Source organism: Aquimarina muelleri DSM 19832, assembly GCF_000430665.1.
In the GTDB taxonomy this organism is placed as follows: domain Bacteria; phylum Bacteroidota; class Bacteroidia; order Flavobacteriales; family Flavobacteriaceae; genus Aquimarina; species Aquimarina muelleri.
On the sequence record NZ_AUML01000016.1, the window covers coordinates 24774 to 40661 of the forward strand.

At 31.0% G+C, this 15888-nt stretch carries 16 protein-coding genes; 8 read left to right on the forward strand and 8 right to left on the reverse strand.

Going from position 1 to position 15888, the window contains the following annotated elements; translation table 11 throughout:
• The first annotated feature begins 766 nt into the window (after positions 1 to 766).
• Genes H527_RS0107780 through H527_RS0107790 form a run of 3 tightly spaced genes read left to right on the forward strand, consistent with a single transcriptional unit; the run spans position 767 to position 3214 of the window.
• Positions 767 to 1444 (forward strand): glycerophosphodiester phosphodiesterase, encoded by a 678-nt coding sequence (locus H527_RS0107780; RefSeq protein WP_027412179.1) that lies wholly within the window; start codon positions 767 to 769, stop codon positions 1442 to 1444.
• Positions 1444 to 2655 carry a BaiN/RdsA family NAD(P)/FAD-dependent oxidoreductase gene (locus H527_RS0107785; protein WP_035087649.1) on the forward strand — a complete coding sequence of 404 codons (1212 nt, stop codon included), beginning with the start codon at positions 1444 to 1446 and terminating at the stop codon, positions 2653 to 2655. Before H527_RS0107780 ends, H527_RS0107785 begins: the two co-directional genes overlap by 1 nt.
• Before the next feature lie 10 nt (positions 2656 to 2665).
• Entirely contained in the window at positions 2666 to 3214 is a 549-nt protein-coding gene (locus H527_RS0107790) for a DUF1697 domain-containing protein (RefSeq protein ID WP_027412181.1), read from the forward strand.
• A 180-nt stretch (positions 3215 to 3394) separates the two neighbouring features.
• On the opposite strand, the gene H527_RS0107795 is transcribed toward H527_RS0107790, so the two are convergent.
• Positions 3395 to 3964 carry a TetR/AcrR family transcriptional regulator gene (locus H527_RS0107795; RefSeq protein ID WP_027412182.1) on the reverse strand — a complete coding sequence of 190 codons (570 nt, stop codon included), beginning with the start codon at positions 3962 to 3964 and terminating at the stop codon, positions 3395 to 3397.
• Positions 3965 to 3994: 30 nt separating this feature from the next.
• On the reverse strand, positions 3995 to 4468 hold the full coding sequence (locus H527_RS0107800) for a TspO/MBR family protein (protein ID WP_027412183.1): 474 nt from the start codon (positions 4466 to 4468) through the stop codon (positions 3995 to 3997).
• A 98-nt stretch (positions 4469 to 4566) separates the two neighbouring features.
• On the opposite strand from H527_RS0107800, the gene H527_RS0107805 reads away from it, so the two are divergent.
• From H527_RS0107805 to H527_RS0107815, 3 genes are all read left to right on the forward strand, one after another.
• Positions 4567 to 5652 (forward strand): diphosphomevalonate decarboxylase, encoded by a 1086-nt coding sequence (locus H527_RS0107805; RefSeq protein WP_051316689.1) that lies wholly within the window; start codon positions 4567 to 4569, stop codon positions 5650 to 5652.
• A 46-nt stretch (positions 5653 to 5698) separates the two neighbouring features.
• The gene (locus H527_RS0107810; RefSeq protein WP_027412185.1) at positions 5699 to 6634 is read left to right on the forward strand and encodes a mevalonate kinase family protein; all 936 of its coding nucleotides are present in this window, start codon (positions 5699 to 5701) and stop codon (positions 6632 to 6634) included.
• 107 nt (positions 6635 to 6741) lie between these two features.
• Positions 6742 to 7650 (forward strand): geranylgeranylglycerol-phosphate geranylgeranyltransferase, encoded by a 909-nt coding sequence (locus H527_RS0107815; RefSeq protein WP_027412186.1) that lies wholly within the window; start codon positions 6742 to 6744, stop codon positions 7648 to 7650.
• 55 nt (positions 7651 to 7705) lie between these two features.
• On the opposite strand, the gene H527_RS0107820 is transcribed toward H527_RS0107815, so the two are convergent.
• The gene (locus tag H527_RS0107820; protein ID WP_027412187.1) at positions 7706 to 8062 is read right to left on the reverse strand and encodes a hypothetical protein; all 357 of its coding nucleotides are present in this window, start codon (positions 8060 to 8062) and stop codon (positions 7706 to 7708) included.
• 542 nt (positions 8063 to 8604) lie between these two features.
• On the opposite strand from H527_RS0107820, the gene H527_RS0107825 reads away from it, so the two are divergent.
• Entirely contained in the window at positions 8605 to 9561 is a 957-nt protein-coding gene (locus H527_RS0107825; protein ID WP_027412188.1) for a carbon-nitrogen hydrolase family protein, read from the forward strand.
• A gap of 48 nt (positions 9562 to 9609) precedes the next feature.
• Positions 9610 to 10521, forward strand: coding sequence for a pseudouridine synthase (locus H527_RS0107830; RefSeq protein WP_027412189.1), 912 nt, complete (start codon positions 9610 to 9612; stop codon positions 10519 to 10521).
• Positions 10522 to 10965: 444 nt separating this feature from the next.
• Here H527_RS0107830 and H527_RS0107835 read toward each other — a convergent pair whose 3' ends face one another.
• From H527_RS0107835 to H527_RS0107855, 5 genes are read right to left on the reverse strand one after another with little or no spacing between them, the layout of a single operon-like run.
• A complete protein-coding gene (locus tag H527_RS0107835; protein WP_051316690.1) occupies positions 10966 to 11796 on the reverse strand; it encodes an alpha/beta hydrolase in 831 nt (276 codons plus the stop codon).
• Positions 11786 to 13183 (reverse strand): MptA/MptB family glycosyltransferase, encoded by a 1398-nt coding sequence (locus tag H527_RS0107840; protein WP_027412191.1) that lies wholly within the window; start codon positions 13181 to 13183, stop codon positions 11786 to 11788. Before H527_RS0107840 ends, H527_RS0107835 begins: the two co-directional genes overlap by 11 nt.
• A complete protein-coding gene (locus H527_RS0107845; protein ID WP_027412192.1) occupies positions 13183 to 14655 on the reverse strand; it encodes a cellulose synthase family protein in 1473 nt (490 codons plus the stop codon). The genes H527_RS0107840 and H527_RS0107845 overlap by 1 nt, the downstream gene beginning before the upstream one ends.
• Positions 14656 to 15348 (reverse strand): glycosyltransferase family 2 protein, encoded by a 693-nt coding sequence (locus H527_RS0107850; RefSeq protein WP_027412193.1) that lies wholly within the window; start codon positions 15346 to 15348, stop codon positions 14656 to 14658.
• The gene (locus H527_RS0107855) at positions 15349 to 15831 is read right to left on the reverse strand and encodes a toxin-antitoxin system YwqK family antitoxin (protein ID WP_027412194.1); all 483 of its coding nucleotides are present in this window, start codon (positions 15829 to 15831) and stop codon (positions 15349 to 15351) included.
• Between the last annotated feature and the right edge of the window lie 57 nt (positions 15832 to 15888).

Here is a 15888-nt window from a genome sequence, read left to right on the forward strand (position 1 = left end):
GTTGTAAACCTTATTCTTTTAAAAAGCTCATCTTTCTTTAATTCTAAGAAAAAATTATAATTAAAAACACTACCATATTCAATATTTTAACCCAGATTATGCAATAGAACTTCGTTATAAAGCTTTGAGATACAATGAACACTGTTGTTTTCTTACTTTTAGCATAGCATCGCTATGGTTAAAGTGAAAAACAAAGCAAGGCGACAGTGTTTGCAGTAGATCACAGAGGAAATAGATTTTCTATTACATAATCTGGGTTTAAGGTATCAGGCTAAGTAAAACAGAAGCCCAGCGATCAAAACACGCTCCTGCAACCTATATCCTCTTTCCCAGCAGGTAAAATTACTCTCCCGGCACAGCAATACCCCTTCCCGTAGCTTGTTTTATATTCCCGGCACTACAAAACCCTTTCCCAGCACAGCAATACCCCTTCCCGTAGCTTGTTTTTATACTCCCGGCACTACAAAACCCTTTCCCGGCACAGCAATACCCCTTCCCGGCAATCAAAAGTATCTCCCCAGCTGCCGGGAGCAGCAATAGAAGCCAACAGAACATGTTTTATATCATAAAAAAGTAATTATTAGTACATTTTTTTTACAAGGAAACATTACATCCTGATAAAAAAAGATGATAAACCAACATGTATCTTTAATAACCCGACAGGGATAAAAAAACACGACTTTCAAACGCCTACAAACTATATAATATAATAATATGATATAACAAAAGATATAGTACCTTGGCAGAAAGGAAAAAGTATAATCTCATGAAAATATTTGGGCATCGCGGAGCGGCAGGTTTGGCTGCAGAAAACACATTAGAGTCTATTACAGTTGCCTTACAGCATGGAGTTAATGGGATCGAGATTGATGTGCATTGTTGTAAAAGCGGAGAACTGGTAGTTATTCATGATGAAACATTAGACAGAACTACCAATGGTGTCGGAGGCGTAGCAAACTATACCTTGCAAGAACTACAACAATTTACTACAAAAGAAGGTTTTTTAATCCCTACTCTAGATCAGGTTTTGGATCTTGTAAGTGCAAAATGTGTACTTAATATAGAGTTAAAAGGAGAAAACACTGCGGTCCCCACTATAGCTTTGTTAGAAAATCATATAAAAAATAGCAATTGGCAATATGAGGATTTTATATTATCCAGTTTTGATCCTCCACAGTTATTTGAAGTAAAAATGATCTCTACAAACTTTAAAGTAGGTGTATTAACTGAGCAAAATATAGCAAATGCTTTACATATAGCAAGGGAGTTAAACGCATTTTCGGTACATCCCCCTATAACATTCTTAACTCAGGATGCAGTAAAGCGAGCAAAAGAGCAAGGATACAAGGTTTATGTTTGGACAGTAAATACAAAAACACAAATCGAGCAATCAAAAATCTGGAAAGTAGATGGTATCATTACAGATTTTCCGAATTTTGTATAATGAAATATGATGTAATAATTGTTGGTGGCGGTGCTGCTGGTTTTTTTACTGCTATTAATGTAGCTGAAAATAACTCAAAATTAAAGATCGCTATCTTAGAACGAGGTAAAGAGGTTTTGTCTAAAGTGCGTGTTTCTGGTGGAGGGCGATGTAATGTAACACATGCAGAGTTTATACCAAATGAGTTAAGTAAAAACTATCCTAGAGGAGAAAAAGAACTTAAAGGCCCTTTTCATACCTTTATGACAGGCGATACTATGGATTGGTTTGATCGCCGGGGGGTAGCTCTTAAAATCGAGGAAGATGGAAGGGTATTTCCAGTTTCGGACTCTTCTTCAACCATTATCGATTGTTTTTTATCGGAAGCTAAACAACTTGGAATTGAAATTTTAAAAAACCATGCGGTTAAAGATTTTTATTTAAAAGATGACGAATGGGTATTAAAAACCAGTCAAGGTAATTTTGTAGCAACAAAACTAATGATAGCTACGGGCAGTAATCCCAAAATATGGAAACATTTGCAGGATTTAGGACATGAAGCACTAAATCCTGTACCATCCCTATTTACATTTAATAGTAAAGATTCTAGAATTAAAGATTTACCCGGAGTGGTAACTAATGCTGCAATAAAAATTAAAGATTCAAAATTATCTAGCGATGGGCCTTTGTTAATTACCCATTGGGGCATGAGCGGCCCTGCAATACTTAAACTTTCAGCTTGGGGAGCTATAGAACTTCATACAAAAGAGTATAATTTTGAAATCGTTATAAACTGGTTACAATATCAAACACAGCAAGAAACTTTGGATATGCTGGGTACTCTTAAAGCAACCTATCCAAAACAACAAATATATACCTATGCGCAGTTCGAATTACCAAAAAGATTATGGCAAAGTCTCGTTCTGGCTTCAGGTATAGAAAAAAATACCCGGTGGGCAGATGCCAATAAAACCCACTTAAATGCTTTATCTCAACAACTAACACAAGGGATGTTTAAAGTAAAAGGAAAAAGTACTTTTAAAGAAGAGTTTGTAACCGCAGGGGGGATTGATCTTAAAGAAGTGAACTTTAAAACCTTTGAAAGTAAAAAACATAAGCATTTGTATTTTGCAGGAGAAGTATTAAATATTGATGCAATTACAGGAGGGTTTAATTTTCAAAATGCATGGACAGGAGCTTTTATAGCAGCACAAGCAATAACTTCAGACTAGTTTTATAAACATGAAAACATATATAGCTTTATTAAGAGGGATCAACGTAAGTGGACAGAAAAAGATAATGATGGCAGATCTTAAATCTATGCTCGAAAATTTGGGTTTTACCTCTGTAACTACTTATATCCAAAGTGGTAATGTAATCTTTATGAATGAGGAAAAGAATACAAAGGATTTGAGCGCTATCATAGAAAAAGAAATCCTTAAAAAGTTTAGTTTTGATGTTCCTGTTTTGGTACTAACCCGAGAAGGTTTAATGGATATCTATGAGAATAACCCATATTTAGACCGGATAAAAACCGAAGAAATCGAAGATAAAAAAATGTATTTTACACTTCTTTCTACACTACCAAATTTTAATGGAGTACAAGAACTACTATCTAACTCTTACAAACCAGAAGAATTTGAAATAACCGACAATACAGTATACTTTTTTGCTGCTAATGGCTATGGAAAAACGAAATTGAATAACAATTTTTTTGAAAAAAAGCTAAAATCTGTAGCTACTACACGAAATTTAAAAACAATAGTTAAATTATTAGAGTTAAGCCTATAAGCCTTTATTGTTATCCGTTACTCCCCTCTAGGCAAATATCGCTGATAAAATTTATAGAAAAATCAATAACCTCGGAGCAAACGTATGAGTATGCTTCTGGAAAATATATGTTGTTTTCAAGACAAACCTTAGAGAATTAAACTTCACAATGTGGATTAAACTTACTTAAATCTAAAAAAATCATATAATAGTTTGATCTTTTAAGAACCCTCTCCAGGATATTTCAATGGCTTGATTGATATGTTTTTCCTGTAATTTTATTTGTTCATTTTCATGAATTTTTACTAAGGATACAACATTGCCAAAAAACAACTCTTCCATCACCAAGGTGTTATAGGATTTAAATATCTTTTGTTTAACCCCTATTTTAAAATACTCTTCAATTTCAATATAATATTGTCGTGCTTTATCTTTCAAAGATTGTGGAATATCTGGAGAACGTGCTATCTGTTCAGAAAATATAAATGCAAGAGGATTGTTTACAAAGTAATAAAACAGATTAAGCCACATAATAGTAAACTGCTTTTTTATATCCTCTTCTGGTATGTTACGCATAACAACAGTACCAAAGTCCTGTGTTAGCATTAAATAAAGTTCGGTTATGATTTCTTCTTTATTTTTAAAATGGTGATAAACAGTCCCATTGGCAACTCCTGATTCTTTAATAATTTGAGAGAGAGACGTTGCGCTAATACCTTGTTTTGTTATTAATTCTAGAGTAGTCTGTAAGACTATTGCTTTTTTACTCATATAAAAAATTCTATTCCTTATTCTTTGTTTTTAATTTAGTTGCCATATGCCAAAATTTAATGCAGTTGCAAAAGCAACCCAGACAATATAAGGGATAAGTAGGTAAGCAGCTGTAGAATTAACTACTGTAAACCATTTAATCGTAAATAAAAGTAGGATAAACAGGGCTATTATATCCACTAATGCGATCAATGGTTTTTGTAATCCAAAGAAAAAAATGGACCACGCAGCATTGAGTAACAATTGAAACCCAAAGTGATATAACGCGGTTTTTACCCATTTATGATAAAAACCTTTACTCCATACAATTCCTGCAGCTACTCCCATCATTACATAAAGTAAAATCCATACCGGTCCAAAAATCCAATTAGGTGGAGTAAAAGAGGGCTTGTTTAAGGATTTGTACCACGTATCTATAGAGGTTTGAGTAGCAATACTACTTAAAAAACCTATTAAAAGACACAATAATACCGCAATACCGATACGAAATAATTTTTTCTTCATTTAAATTAGTTAGTATAGCACTAAAATAGCAATTTTTTACTATGAATACCCTTAAAATATACTATTGCACTTATCTTTGTTTAAAATTATAGTAAGTTATGATAAATTATCCTGAGTTTGCATCTCTAATAGTTTCAGAATTACCTAAAGAGGGAGTAATAACTTGTATTTCTCCAAGCAATATTGCTTTGGTTAAATATTGGGGAAAAAGACCCGTACAAATCCCTGAAAATGCATCTATTAGTTTTACTTTAGATAATTGTAAAACAACTACTAAACTACAATATAAAAAAAGAAAAATTGTAGAAGATAATTTTTCTTTTGAGCTTTTTTTTGAAGGAAAACCTAAACCAGATTTCAAACCCAAAATTCAAAGTTTTTTTGAAAGAACATATCCATATCTGCCTTTTTTAAAGGAATATACTTTTACAATAGAAACTAGTAATACTTTTCCTCATAGTAGTGGTATTGCTTCCTCTGCTAGTGGAATGAGCGCTTTATCCTATTGCTTAATGCAAGTAGAGAAAATTATAAATCCAGCTATTTCTGATATAGAACTATTAAAAAAATCTTCCTTCTTAGCTCGTTTAGGTTCTGGTAGTGCCTGCAGAAGTATTGAAGGTCCTATTACTGTTTGGGGGAAACACCCTGATATTAAAGGTAGTAACAACGCTTACGCAGTACCATTTCCATTTTCAATACATCAAAATTTCGATAACTATCAGGATACTATTTTGTTGATAGATAAAGGAGAAAAACAAGTAAGTAGTACTGTAGGTCATGATTTAATGCATGGGCATCCTTTTGCTACTAAACGATTTGAGCAGGCTTCTGAAAATATTACTTTGTTAAAAGAAATATTACAATCTGGAGATCTAGATGCTTTTGTTAAAGTAGTAGAAAGTGAAGCACTAACATTACATGCTATGATGATGACTTCTTTGCCTTATTTTATTTTGATGAAACCGAACACTTTATCTGTAATTCAAAAAATATGGGAATATCGTAATGCAACAGGATCTAAAGTTTGTTTTACATTAGATGCTGGAGCAAATGTGCATGTTTTATATCCAGATTCTGAGAAAAATCAAGTTTTAGAATTCATTACTAGTGAGTTAGTTGCGTATTGTCAGAATGGGCAGTATATTTGTGACAAAATAGGATGGGGAGCAAAAAAAATGTAACTTTATCCTAATAGGGAAACAAATTAGATATAATACTACAAAGATAATGAAGGGACCGTTATTTTATTCTAAAATACTTTTGTTCGGAGAATATGGTATAATTAAAGACTCTAAAGGTCTTTCTATACCCTATAATTTTTTTAAAGGAGCATTGAAAGTTTCTGAAACTCCAAGTCAGGAAGCTATACAATCTAACCAAAATCTTAAAAACTTTGCTGCTTACCTAGAAGAGATTCAAGAGAAGAAAGTTGTACAGTTTGATTTAAAAAAACTACACTCTGATATTAATTCTGGGATGTATTTTGATAGTAGCATTCCCCAAGGTTATGGAGTAGGTAGTAGTGGTGCCTTGGTAGCTGCTATTTATGATGAATATGCGGCTAATAAAACAACCGTATTAGAGAACCTTACAAGAGATAAATTATTAAAACTTAAAGAGATTTTTGGATTAATGGAGTCTTTCTTTCATGGCAGCAGCTCTGGTTTAGACCCTTTAAACAGTTATCTTAGTTTGCCTATTTTAATTCACTCTAAAGATAATATCGAGCCAGCAGGTATACCTTCACAAAGCGTAGAAAGTAAAAAAGGAGCTGTTTTTTTATTAGATAGTGGTATTGTAGGAGAAACAGCACCTATGGTCAGTATTTTTATGGAAAGTATGAAACAGGAAGGTTTTAGAAATATGCTTAAAAACCAGTTTGTTAAATATACCGATGCCTGTGTGGATGATTTTTTAAAAGGAGATGTAAAATCTTTGTTCCTAAATATTAAAGAGCTTTCGCATGTGGTTTTAGACAACTTTAAACCTATGATTCCTAAACAGTTTCATAATTTATGGAAAAAAGGCATAGAAACGAACAACTACTATCTAAAATTATGTGGCTCTGGAGGAGGAGGTTATATTTTAGGGTTTACACAAGATTTTGATAAGGCACAAGCCTCTCTTAAGGATTACAAACTAGAAGTAGTTTATACTTTTTAATCCCTTATAAGCGTTTAATATTTAGAGGCTTGCCTCGAAAACAAAATATATTTTCGGAAACATACTCATACGTTTACTCCGAGGTTATTGATTAAGTATCATTATTTATGCTTTCTAGAAAAAATAGACTTGTTCTTCTTAAACTTTTAAGTTTATTTTCTGTAGTTAGAGGATACAATATTCTGATTATAATACTTGCGCAATACCTTACTTCTATCTTTATTTTAGCGCCTCATATTAGATTACAATATGTGATTTTTGATCCCAATTTATTTGTAATTGTTTTAGCATCTGCAGGTGTTATTGCAGGAGGATATATCATTAATAATTTTTATGATAAAGAAAAAGATTTAATTAATCGACCACAAAAAACCATGTTAGATCGTTTAGTAAGTCAGCGCACTAAATTAACAGGGTATTTTATTCTTAATTTTCTTTCGGTAGTATGTGCTAGTTATGTTTCTTTTAGAGCAGTCGTTTTTTTCTCTTTATATATTTTTGGAATTTGGTTTTATTCACATAAGCTTAAAAAATTTCCAATAACAGGTAATATCGTTGCTTCTTTATTAGCAATAACTCCTTTTTTTGCTGTTTTTATTTATTACAAGAATTTTGATGAAGTAATTTTTGTTCATGCAACATTTTTATTTTTAATGTTGGTTATGCGAGAAATGATAAAGGATTTAGGGAACCTTAGAGGAGATCTTGCTCAAAACTATAAAACAATACCTATTGTGTATGGAGAGTTAATCTCAAAAATAATTCTAAGTGTATTAACATTAGCATCTTTTGTCCCTGTCTATTTATTACTTATCCGTTACGAAATTGGCCTTATGTACTTATATTTTTATGTATGTATAGTACTTTTATTTTTATTTTTATTTGGACTATGGAAATCTACAGGAAGAACACACTATGTTTGGTTACATAATATTTTAAAACTTATTATTGTAGTAGGAACGCTTAGTATTATCCTAGTAGATGTAAATATGATTCTGGATAGAGTTTTATGGTAAAAAAAAAGCAGTTGTACAATAATACAACTGCCTTATAAATCATAAGTGGTTAGCTTTATGCTCCTATTGGCTTTTTAATTCTTAAAGAAATTTGGAATATTTTGTTTTTAAGGTTTTGTGCTTTAAGAACATCTAATTTTTTATAATTTAATCTTGATTTCACATAAGATTCTATTAATTCTTTTTCTGCATCTACATTTAATACTACAATTTCACCTTTAGTATTTAAAGTAAATTCGATGTTGGCAATTAATTCTTCCGTTTCTAATAATTTGATTTCAGGTTTATCTAAAAGAACAGCAATTTGCTCTCTTATTTTTTGGTTAGAATCTTTTTCAGGAATACTGTTGTTAGCAAATAAAGAACTTGTTCCTAGTACGATTGCGAATAATAAAACGGTTAACTTTCTCATTTTTTGTGTTTTTTAGATTGGAGTATTTAAATATTATTTTGTTTCAATTTTACAGTACAAATGTATAATGGTATGCTTCATTATTTTTGTTTTCTATTTTATTAGAATGTATTACTATGATTACGTTTAAGTTAAAACAGGTGTGTTTTAACTTAAATTAAACTTTGAAGAATAAATACTTTTTATATGTTTACCTTTTGGATATAGATAAGAAATGTATTTCTAGATAAGAAATCCTTAATTTTAAGGTTCTAAGATTATGGATCACTGATTTTTTGATAACGCTTTAATATTACCTTAATGTTAAGTTATGGTTTTTCCATAACACCACAATAGGCATTTAATTATTTGTAAATCAATTTTTTACACACCATTCGTTTGTTAACGAAATGTTTTTATTTTTTGAAAACAGTATCCTAAAAGCAGTTAATGTTATCTCTGTTATATTTTTTTGGGGATTCTTTAATATTACAATACATTCCAAAGTTTTTTAAAAGTATTCTATATAGGTTATAAGAATCATAACTAATTTAAACGAATAAATGAAAGACCCGTTATTAAAGGTTGCTTTAGCGCAAATCACACCAGTTTGGTTAGATAAAACAGGTACAATTAAAAAAATAGAAAATGCTATCACCGAAGCAGCTTCTAAAAAAGCAGAGTTAGTTGTTTTTGGCGAAACTCTTTTACCTGGGTATCCATTTTGGATATCATTAACCGATGGGGCTCAATTTAATAGTACTATACAAAAAGAAATTCATGCGCACTATGCACAAAATGCAGTTGTAATTGAAAGAGGAGATTTAGATTCTATTTGCAATATTGCAGAAGAAAATAATATAGCTATTTATTTAGGAATACTCGAACGACCAAAAGATAGAGGAGGTCACAGCCTATATGCATCATTAGTATATATTAATCAAAAAGGAGAGATTAAATCTGTACATCGTAAATTGCAACCTACATACGAAGAACGATTAAGTTGGTCACCAGGAGATGGAAATGGACTTTTAGTACACCCTTTAAAATCCTTTACCGTTGGGGGGTTAAATTGTTGGGAGAATTGGATGCCATTACCTCGAGCAGCATTATATGGGCAAGGAGAGAATTTACATGTATCGGTATGGCCTGGTAGTGATTATAATACTAAAGATATTACTCGTTTTATTGCCCGAGAATCCCGCTCTTATGTAATATCTGTATCTAGTTTAATGCGAAAAGAAGATTTTCCTATAACTACACCATATTTGGAGGAGATTTTAGAAAAAGCTCCAGATGTTTTAGGAAATGGAGGGTCTTGCATAGCTGGGCCAGATGGAGAATGGATACTAGAGCCTGTTTTACATAAAGAAGGCTTACTTATCGAAATTTTAGACTTTAATAGAGTATTGCAAGAGCGCCAAAATTTTGATCCCGTTGGGCATTATTCGAGACCAGATGTAACACAGTTACACATAAATAGAGAGAGACAAAGCACGATTAGGTTTGCCAAAGAATAGTTGTTGAACCTATGCTTTAAACAATTATCTTTGCAAAAAAATTAAGATATGAGTCGTGGAGATAATTCTGGTAAAGAAAGAGCTAGCAGAAAACAGGAAGGAAAAGCGAGAAACAAATCGAATGAAAAGGATATGCCTAAAGCAAGAGATAACTCAAGTGATAAAAAGAAACCAAATTTTGGAAACAAGCCTTACGTAAGAGGTAAAGCTCTTACTAAAAAAACAAATACTACTCCAAAAAAGATCTCTGATTCTAATGAGATGAGACTTAATAAATTCGTAGGAAACTCTGGGGTTTGCTCTAGAAGAGAAGCGGATCTGTATATTCAAACAGGTAGTGTATGGGTTAATGGAAAACCAATAACCGAAATGGGATACAAAGTTAAATTAACCGACGAGGTTAAATTTGATGGTAGGCTGATAACCCCTTATAAAAAAGAATATGTACTACTAAACAAGCCTAAAGGATTTGTTACCAGTACCAGTCCTGAAAAAACCAGAACGGTTATGGATTTAGTAGCTAATGCTTCAAAATCTCTATTAAAACCAGTAGGAAGATTAGAGCGTAATACTACAGGGTTACTTTTGTTTACTAATGATGTCGATTTAGAAAAAAAATTAACACACCATAAAAGTGGCGTTCGTAAAATCTTTCATGTAGAGCTAGAACGTAATCTTAAATTTGAAGATTTTCAAAAAATAGAAAAAGGAATTAAGCTAGAAGAAGGCTTTATAAATGTAGATGAGATTTCTTATATAGAAGGAGCTGGCAAAAATGAAATAGGAATTCAATTGCAGTCTTCTAAAAATGGAATTATTCACAAACTATTTGAACATCTTAATTACAGTGTCGTTAAATTAGATAGAGTAATTTTTGCAGGCTTAACGAAAAAAGATTTACCCCGAGGTCATTGGAGAATTCTTACTGAACAAGAGGTGATTAATTTAAGAATGCTATAAAAATTTAGTGTTTCAAAATATTTAAAGAGGTTTTCTCAATACTAGAAAAAACCTCTTTTTTATTCATTTCCTGATTTGCTCTTCTTATTTAAGTATATATAGATAAAAAATCTCCACTATTTTTAGATCATAAATCATATCAAATTGTTCTTTATAGCAATTGTAGGTTCAAGAGGGACAAAAAAAGACAACGTTATATGGTTAGCTAAAAGAAAGACTAAACAAAAGAAATAAACAATATTATTATGAGAGAACTATAACTGTAATAGTATTTTGATTGTGTAAAAAAGCGCATAATTAGTAGGTTTTAATTTGATTGGCGCGCAAATCTAAGATCTTTTTTGATCTAACTAAACATAAAAATAAAGATTAACGATTTATTAAGGAGTTTTATGAAAAATAGGCTGTTTTTTAAAGGTTATTAACGACATGTTGATCTAGCCTTTAATATCTATTTAATAATTGTTTTATCTCGTTATAATATTGTTTTGTAACATAAATATCATTATGTCCTGCCCCTTTAATCATTACATGTTTTATTTTATTAGGGTATAAAGCTTCTAATCTTTTAGAATTTTCTTCAGGTTTGATTAAGAAGTCATTAGTACCATGATATATATATATCGGGCATGTCACTTCTGCTAAAAATTTATAAGAAGGAATTTCATAATTGATAAGTATTGTTGGCACAGGAGCTATACTAGTTATAAATTTGTTCCAGGCATAGTATGGTGCTTCAAGAATCAAAAGTTTTGGATTGTTTTTTGATGCAACATAGGAAGCGAAACCTGTACCTAGTGAAAATCCTAAAACAATAATATTTTTTTCGACATATCTTGTTTTTACATAATCATATACTTTTTGTGCGTCATGATATAACTCACTTTCTTTTTTATAAAAACCATCACTTTTGCCATATCCTCTATAGTCAACAAATAATATATCAAATCCATTTTCTGTATATAAAGGTGCTCGCATCCCCCATTCATGAATTGCTCCGGCATTACCATGAAAATATAGAATAACCCCCTTAGAAGGAATATTCTTTCTTTTAAAAAGTAATGCATTTAGAGCTACGTCTTTTTCTACAGGAATAGTTATCTCTTCAAAAGGTTGATCAAAGGTGTATATATAATCTTTTTCTAAAACTTTAGGATTAAAGAAAAAATGTTCCTGCCTTATATATAAAAACAGATATCCAGAAAGAATTATAATAATAATCGTCATTATAATTCTAAGTAACCGTCTTCTGATCTTTTTGAAATTAATCTTCAACAGAAATAGGTTTTAATGTGTTAATTTTAAAATTGTTATATATTTCAAGAATAAAAACCCCAAATACAATTAGATACTCTATTCCTACCATCCATAAATTTTCTTTAAAACCAAGGGACATATAAGCAGTATAGCTAAAAATAATCACAAAAGACCATGCAACTGGAAACTTGTAATTAGTAAAAATACAAAGAGATAATGGTACGGCAATGTACCATGGGTGGACTGTTGTTGACAAAAAATAATAGGAACAAATCCCTAAAAGCATTCCTTCAATAAGCTGAAGAGTACTTTTATTGGTTTTTATAAAAGTTAACCCTAAAAGTATTGTAATTACTACAAGTGGTAATACTTTACCAGCAGTTTCAATAACGTTCCATCCTACAATTTGATATCCTACCCAACGTATAATAAAATAAATGCTTGCATTAAACTCAAAGTTCTGAAACCAAAGGCTTATTGTTTTACTAAAATTAACTAAGAATTGTGACGATAAAAATGGGGCAAATGTAAGGAGTATAGTAAGAATTACAATGAAGTAAAATCCCATTAGATTTGGTATACCTTTTATTACATTTTGTATAGTAGAAATACTCTTGTTTTGATGTGTAATTTTTTGAAAAAACAAAGGCAAAAAGAGTAAAGGAATTAATTTTACCGAAACAGAAAGCCCCAGAACAATGGCTGCCCAATACCAATACCCTTTATGCAAAAGATATAATGAGCTTATTAAAAAAAATACCATTACAGATTCGAAATGAAGATTACCAGTAAGTTCTATAAGTATAAAAGGGTTAAGGATATACCAAAAAATTCTGTTTTCAGGAAGCTTAAGGGATTGTAATAGTTTCCGCCCAATAAAAAAAGTCCCAACGTCTGCTAATATAATGAGAGTTCTAAATACTATTGCAGAGCCTAAGATACTTTTACTGGCAAATAACGCGGCTATACCATAGCAAAATTGACTTACAGGAGGATAATTGGTATAATGACTACCATTTAGCTCTCCCATGCCATTATATAGTTCTTGTGCTTGTTCTATTGGGATATTTCCTTGCGATATCCAGTTCTTGGGCAAGGACAAGTATGGATTAAAACCTTCTAGGAGCATTCTGCCATCCCAAATAAACCTATAAAAATCTTGAGATAGATTAGGAATAGCAAATAAAAAGACGATCCGAAAAAGTAGTGCTGTAATTGCTAAGATCTTCCAGTTATTAGGATTTATCTGTATAATTTTATAAGAAACAAAAAACAATGCAGACCAAAGACCAATCATTTTAACAAAATCAGTTCTTTGTAAGGTGTATGCAAAACTCCAGTAAAAGAGAATGCCAATGATAATAAATAATATAGAAATTTTATTGTATTTCCATTGTTGCAACATTACATCTTAGATGTTACAGATTTAAAGAATACAAATCCAAAACCTAAAAACAACATTATATGAAATAAAAACAACCCAAAATCCTGAAGCTTAAAGGCACTATATAAAGCAAAAGCAAAGTATCCCATAAGTAGAGCTTCTATAATAGTATTACCAGATATATTTTTGTTCACGTATTTATTTCCTTTCCAAGAATCCTTAATAGTATTAATATTAAATTTTGGAGTACGTACAAATTCACTTTTCTTACCAAAATGACCTTCTAGAACTGCCATAGAGTTATGTACAGAAAAGCCCATTGCAACAGAAAAGAAAGTAAAAAACATTTTTATATACTCCATAAACTTCCAGAATCCACTACCGTGGATCTTTTTATAAGTATGCCAATAACAAAAGAAGAATATAACAGTACTCATTGCAAAAAATGCAATTACATTAAAGTACCAACTAAATAAAGGGTTACTGTTTTTAATATACATTACAGGCACACTAAGTACCGCAACCAGTAGCACAAGTAAAAACATACTACTATTTAATAAATGAAAAAAGCTATGAAATTTAGTCTTAAAAGGAACTGTTTTGTCTTTAAGGAGTTTCCAGTATAATTTCTGAAAATTTTCTGCAGCACCTTTGTTCCATCTAAATTGTTGTGATCGGGCAGCGCTAATAACAACAGGAAGTTCTGCAGGAGTTTCTACTTCTTCTAGATACTTAAATTTCCATTTTTTAAGTTGTGCCCTGTAACTTAAATCTAGATCCTCTGTTAATGTATCTCCTTGCCAGTTTCCTGCGTCTTCAATACAAGTTTTTCTCCAGACACCTGCGGTTCCATTAAAATTAATAAAATGATTTTTATAATTACGACCAACCTGCTCCATGGTAAAATGAAAATCCAATGCAAATGCCTGAATTTTGGTCAGCAAAGAATAATCTCTATTTATATGACCCCACCGAGTTTGTACTACTCCAATATTTGTGTCTTTAAAATATGGAATTGTTTGTAAAAGCCAGTTTTTGGCAGGTAAAAAATCAGCATCAAAAATAGCAATAAACTCTCCTTTGGCGATTTTAAGACCTTCTTTTAAAGCTCCTGCTTTAAATCCACTTCGGTCTTTACGACAAATGTGTTTTATGTTAAGACCTATTTCTTGTAATTTTTGAATATGTTGAGCCGTAGTAACAACAGACTCATCTGTAGAATCATCTAAGACCTGTATTTCTAGCTTATTTTTAGGATAATCGAGCTCTGCAATATTTTTCAATAAACGATCCATAACATACAATTCATTAAATACAGGTAATTGAACTGTTATATACGGAATTTCTTCTTCTCTAGAAAAATTAAAAGTAGGCGAATTATCGGGTTGCTTTCTAGATTTCAAATAATTAAAAAGCAAATTTAATTGTGCTAAACTATATAAAAAAATTATTAGTAATGCTACTGTATATATTATGATGATAGCAATATCCATTTATCTAAAGCTATATTTAAAAATCCAAATTAAAATCTTAACGCCTGCAAATATAGCACCTTTTATGGTTCCTGAAACTTTTGAGACACCAATTCTCTTTTTGTACTGCACAGGCACCTCTACATAACTATAACATTTTTTTAACACTTTTAGTTGCATTTCTACGGTCCAACCGTAGGTTTTATCTACCATTTCTAATGCTAAAAGTTTATTATATTTAATAGCTCTAAAAGGGCCTAAATCTGTGAAATTTGCTTTAAAAAAAAGTTTCATTAATCCTGTAGCAAGCCAGTTTCCGAAAATTTGAGGAAATGTCATAGAGCCTGGTTCACGAAGTCTTTTTACTCTTGATCCTACAACAAAGTCAATATCTTTTTCTATAATAGGAGATACTATATAAATAAGTTCGGATGGGTAATCGCTGTAATCTCCATCTAAAAAAACTACAATATCAGGCTTTACATCTTTTGATGCTATATATTGCATTCCCTTTAAGCAAGCATAACCATACCCTTTCCGTTCTTCTCTCAAGACCGTTGCTCCTGCTTTTTCTGAAACATACTCGGTATTATCCGTAGAATTATTATTCACAACAATTATTTCAGATACTATATCTGGAATCTCATGTATCACGTGTGCAATTGAATCTTCTTCATTAAAAGCAGGTATAATAACGTTTATAATTTGGGTCATTTATAGGGAAGCATTTGGATTATCTCTTTTAAAACTAATAATATCAGTCCATCCACCAGTTTTTTTATCATTGACAAAAAGTTCTACTTTAAAAAGTTTATTATTTTTGTACAACAAACAATATCCTTGTTTTTTATTGTTTTTATATTGATATTTCCGTGTTATTTTGGTTGCAATATCGTAAATAATCCACCATTTTTCAGCTTTATCATTTATAAAATGTCCTTCTTTTGATAGTTTATTCTTTTCTGTATAAAAATACCAATATCCATTTTTTTTATTGTTTTGATAATGTCCTTCATGAGAAACTTTTCCATTTGGATAGTAAAAGTGCCAAAAACCTATTTTAACTTGCTCTGTTTTCCATCCTTCTCCTTTAAGTTTTCCATCCACATAATACTCATAATGATATTCTTTTTTAGAAATCATTTGATTTATCATAAAAGGATAGAGTAGTATAAGTATAAAAATTTTATGTATCATTAAAATTGATTTACGCATGGTTAGACGAAAGCTATTGAGAATACCAACAGAATAAAC

Bases quoted from the DNA above. Each gene is read 5' to 3' on its own strand.
- H527_RS0107780 (WP_027412179.1), top strand. From the start codon at position 767: ATGAAAATATTTGGGCATCGCGGAGCGGCAGGTTTGGCTGCAGAAAAC.
- H527_RS0107785 (WP_035087649.1), top strand. From the start codon at position 1,444: ATGAAATATGATGTAATAATTGTTGGTGGCGGTGCTGCTGGTTTTTTT.
- H527_RS0107790 (WP_027412181.1), top strand. From the start codon at position 2,666: ATGAAAACATATATAGCTTTATTAAGAGGGATCAACGTAAGTGGACAG.
- H527_RS0107795 (WP_027412182.1), bottom strand. From the start codon at position 3,964: ATGAGTAAAAAAGCAATAGTCTTACAGACTACTCTAGAATTAATAACA.
- H527_RS0107800 (WP_027412183.1), bottom strand. From the start codon at position 4,468: ATGAAGAAAAAATTATTTCGTATCGGTATTGCGGTATTATTGTGTCTT.
- H527_RS0107805 (WP_051316689.1), top strand. From the start codon at position 4,567: ATGATAAATTATCCTGAGTTTGCATCTCTAATAGTTTCAGAATTACCT.
- H527_RS0107810 (WP_027412185.1), top strand. From the start codon at position 5,699: ATGAAGGGACCGTTATTTTATTCTAAAATACTTTTGTTCGGAGAATAT.
- H527_RS0107815 (WP_027412186.1), top strand. From the start codon at position 6,742: ATGCTTTCTAGAAAAAATAGACTTGTTCTTCTTAAACTTTTAAGTTTA.
- H527_RS0107820 (WP_027412187.1), bottom strand. From the start codon at position 8,062: ATGAGAAAGTTAACCGTTTTATTATTCGCAATCGTACTAGGAACAAGT.
- H527_RS0107825 (WP_027412188.1), top strand. From the start codon at position 8,605: ATGAAAGACCCGTTATTAAAGGTTGCTTTAGCGCAAATCACACCAGTT.
- H527_RS0107830 (WP_027412189.1), top strand. From the start codon at position 9,610: ATGAGTCGTGGAGATAATTCTGGTAAAGAAAGAGCTAGCAGAAAACAG.
- H527_RS0107840 (WP_027412191.1), bottom strand. From the start codon at position 13,183: ATGTTGCAACAATGGAAATACAATAAAATTTCTATATTATTTATTATC.
- H527_RS0107845 (WP_027412192.1), bottom strand. From the start codon at position 14,655: ATGGATATTGCTATCATCATAATATATACAGTAGCATTACTAATAATT.
- H527_RS0107850 (WP_027412193.1), bottom strand. From the start codon at position 15,348: ATGACCCAAATTATAAACGTTATTATACCTGCTTTTAATGAAGAAGAT.
- H527_RS0107855 (WP_027412194.1), bottom strand. From the start codon at position 15,831: ATGATACATAAAATTTTTATACTTATACTACTCTATCCTTTTATGATA.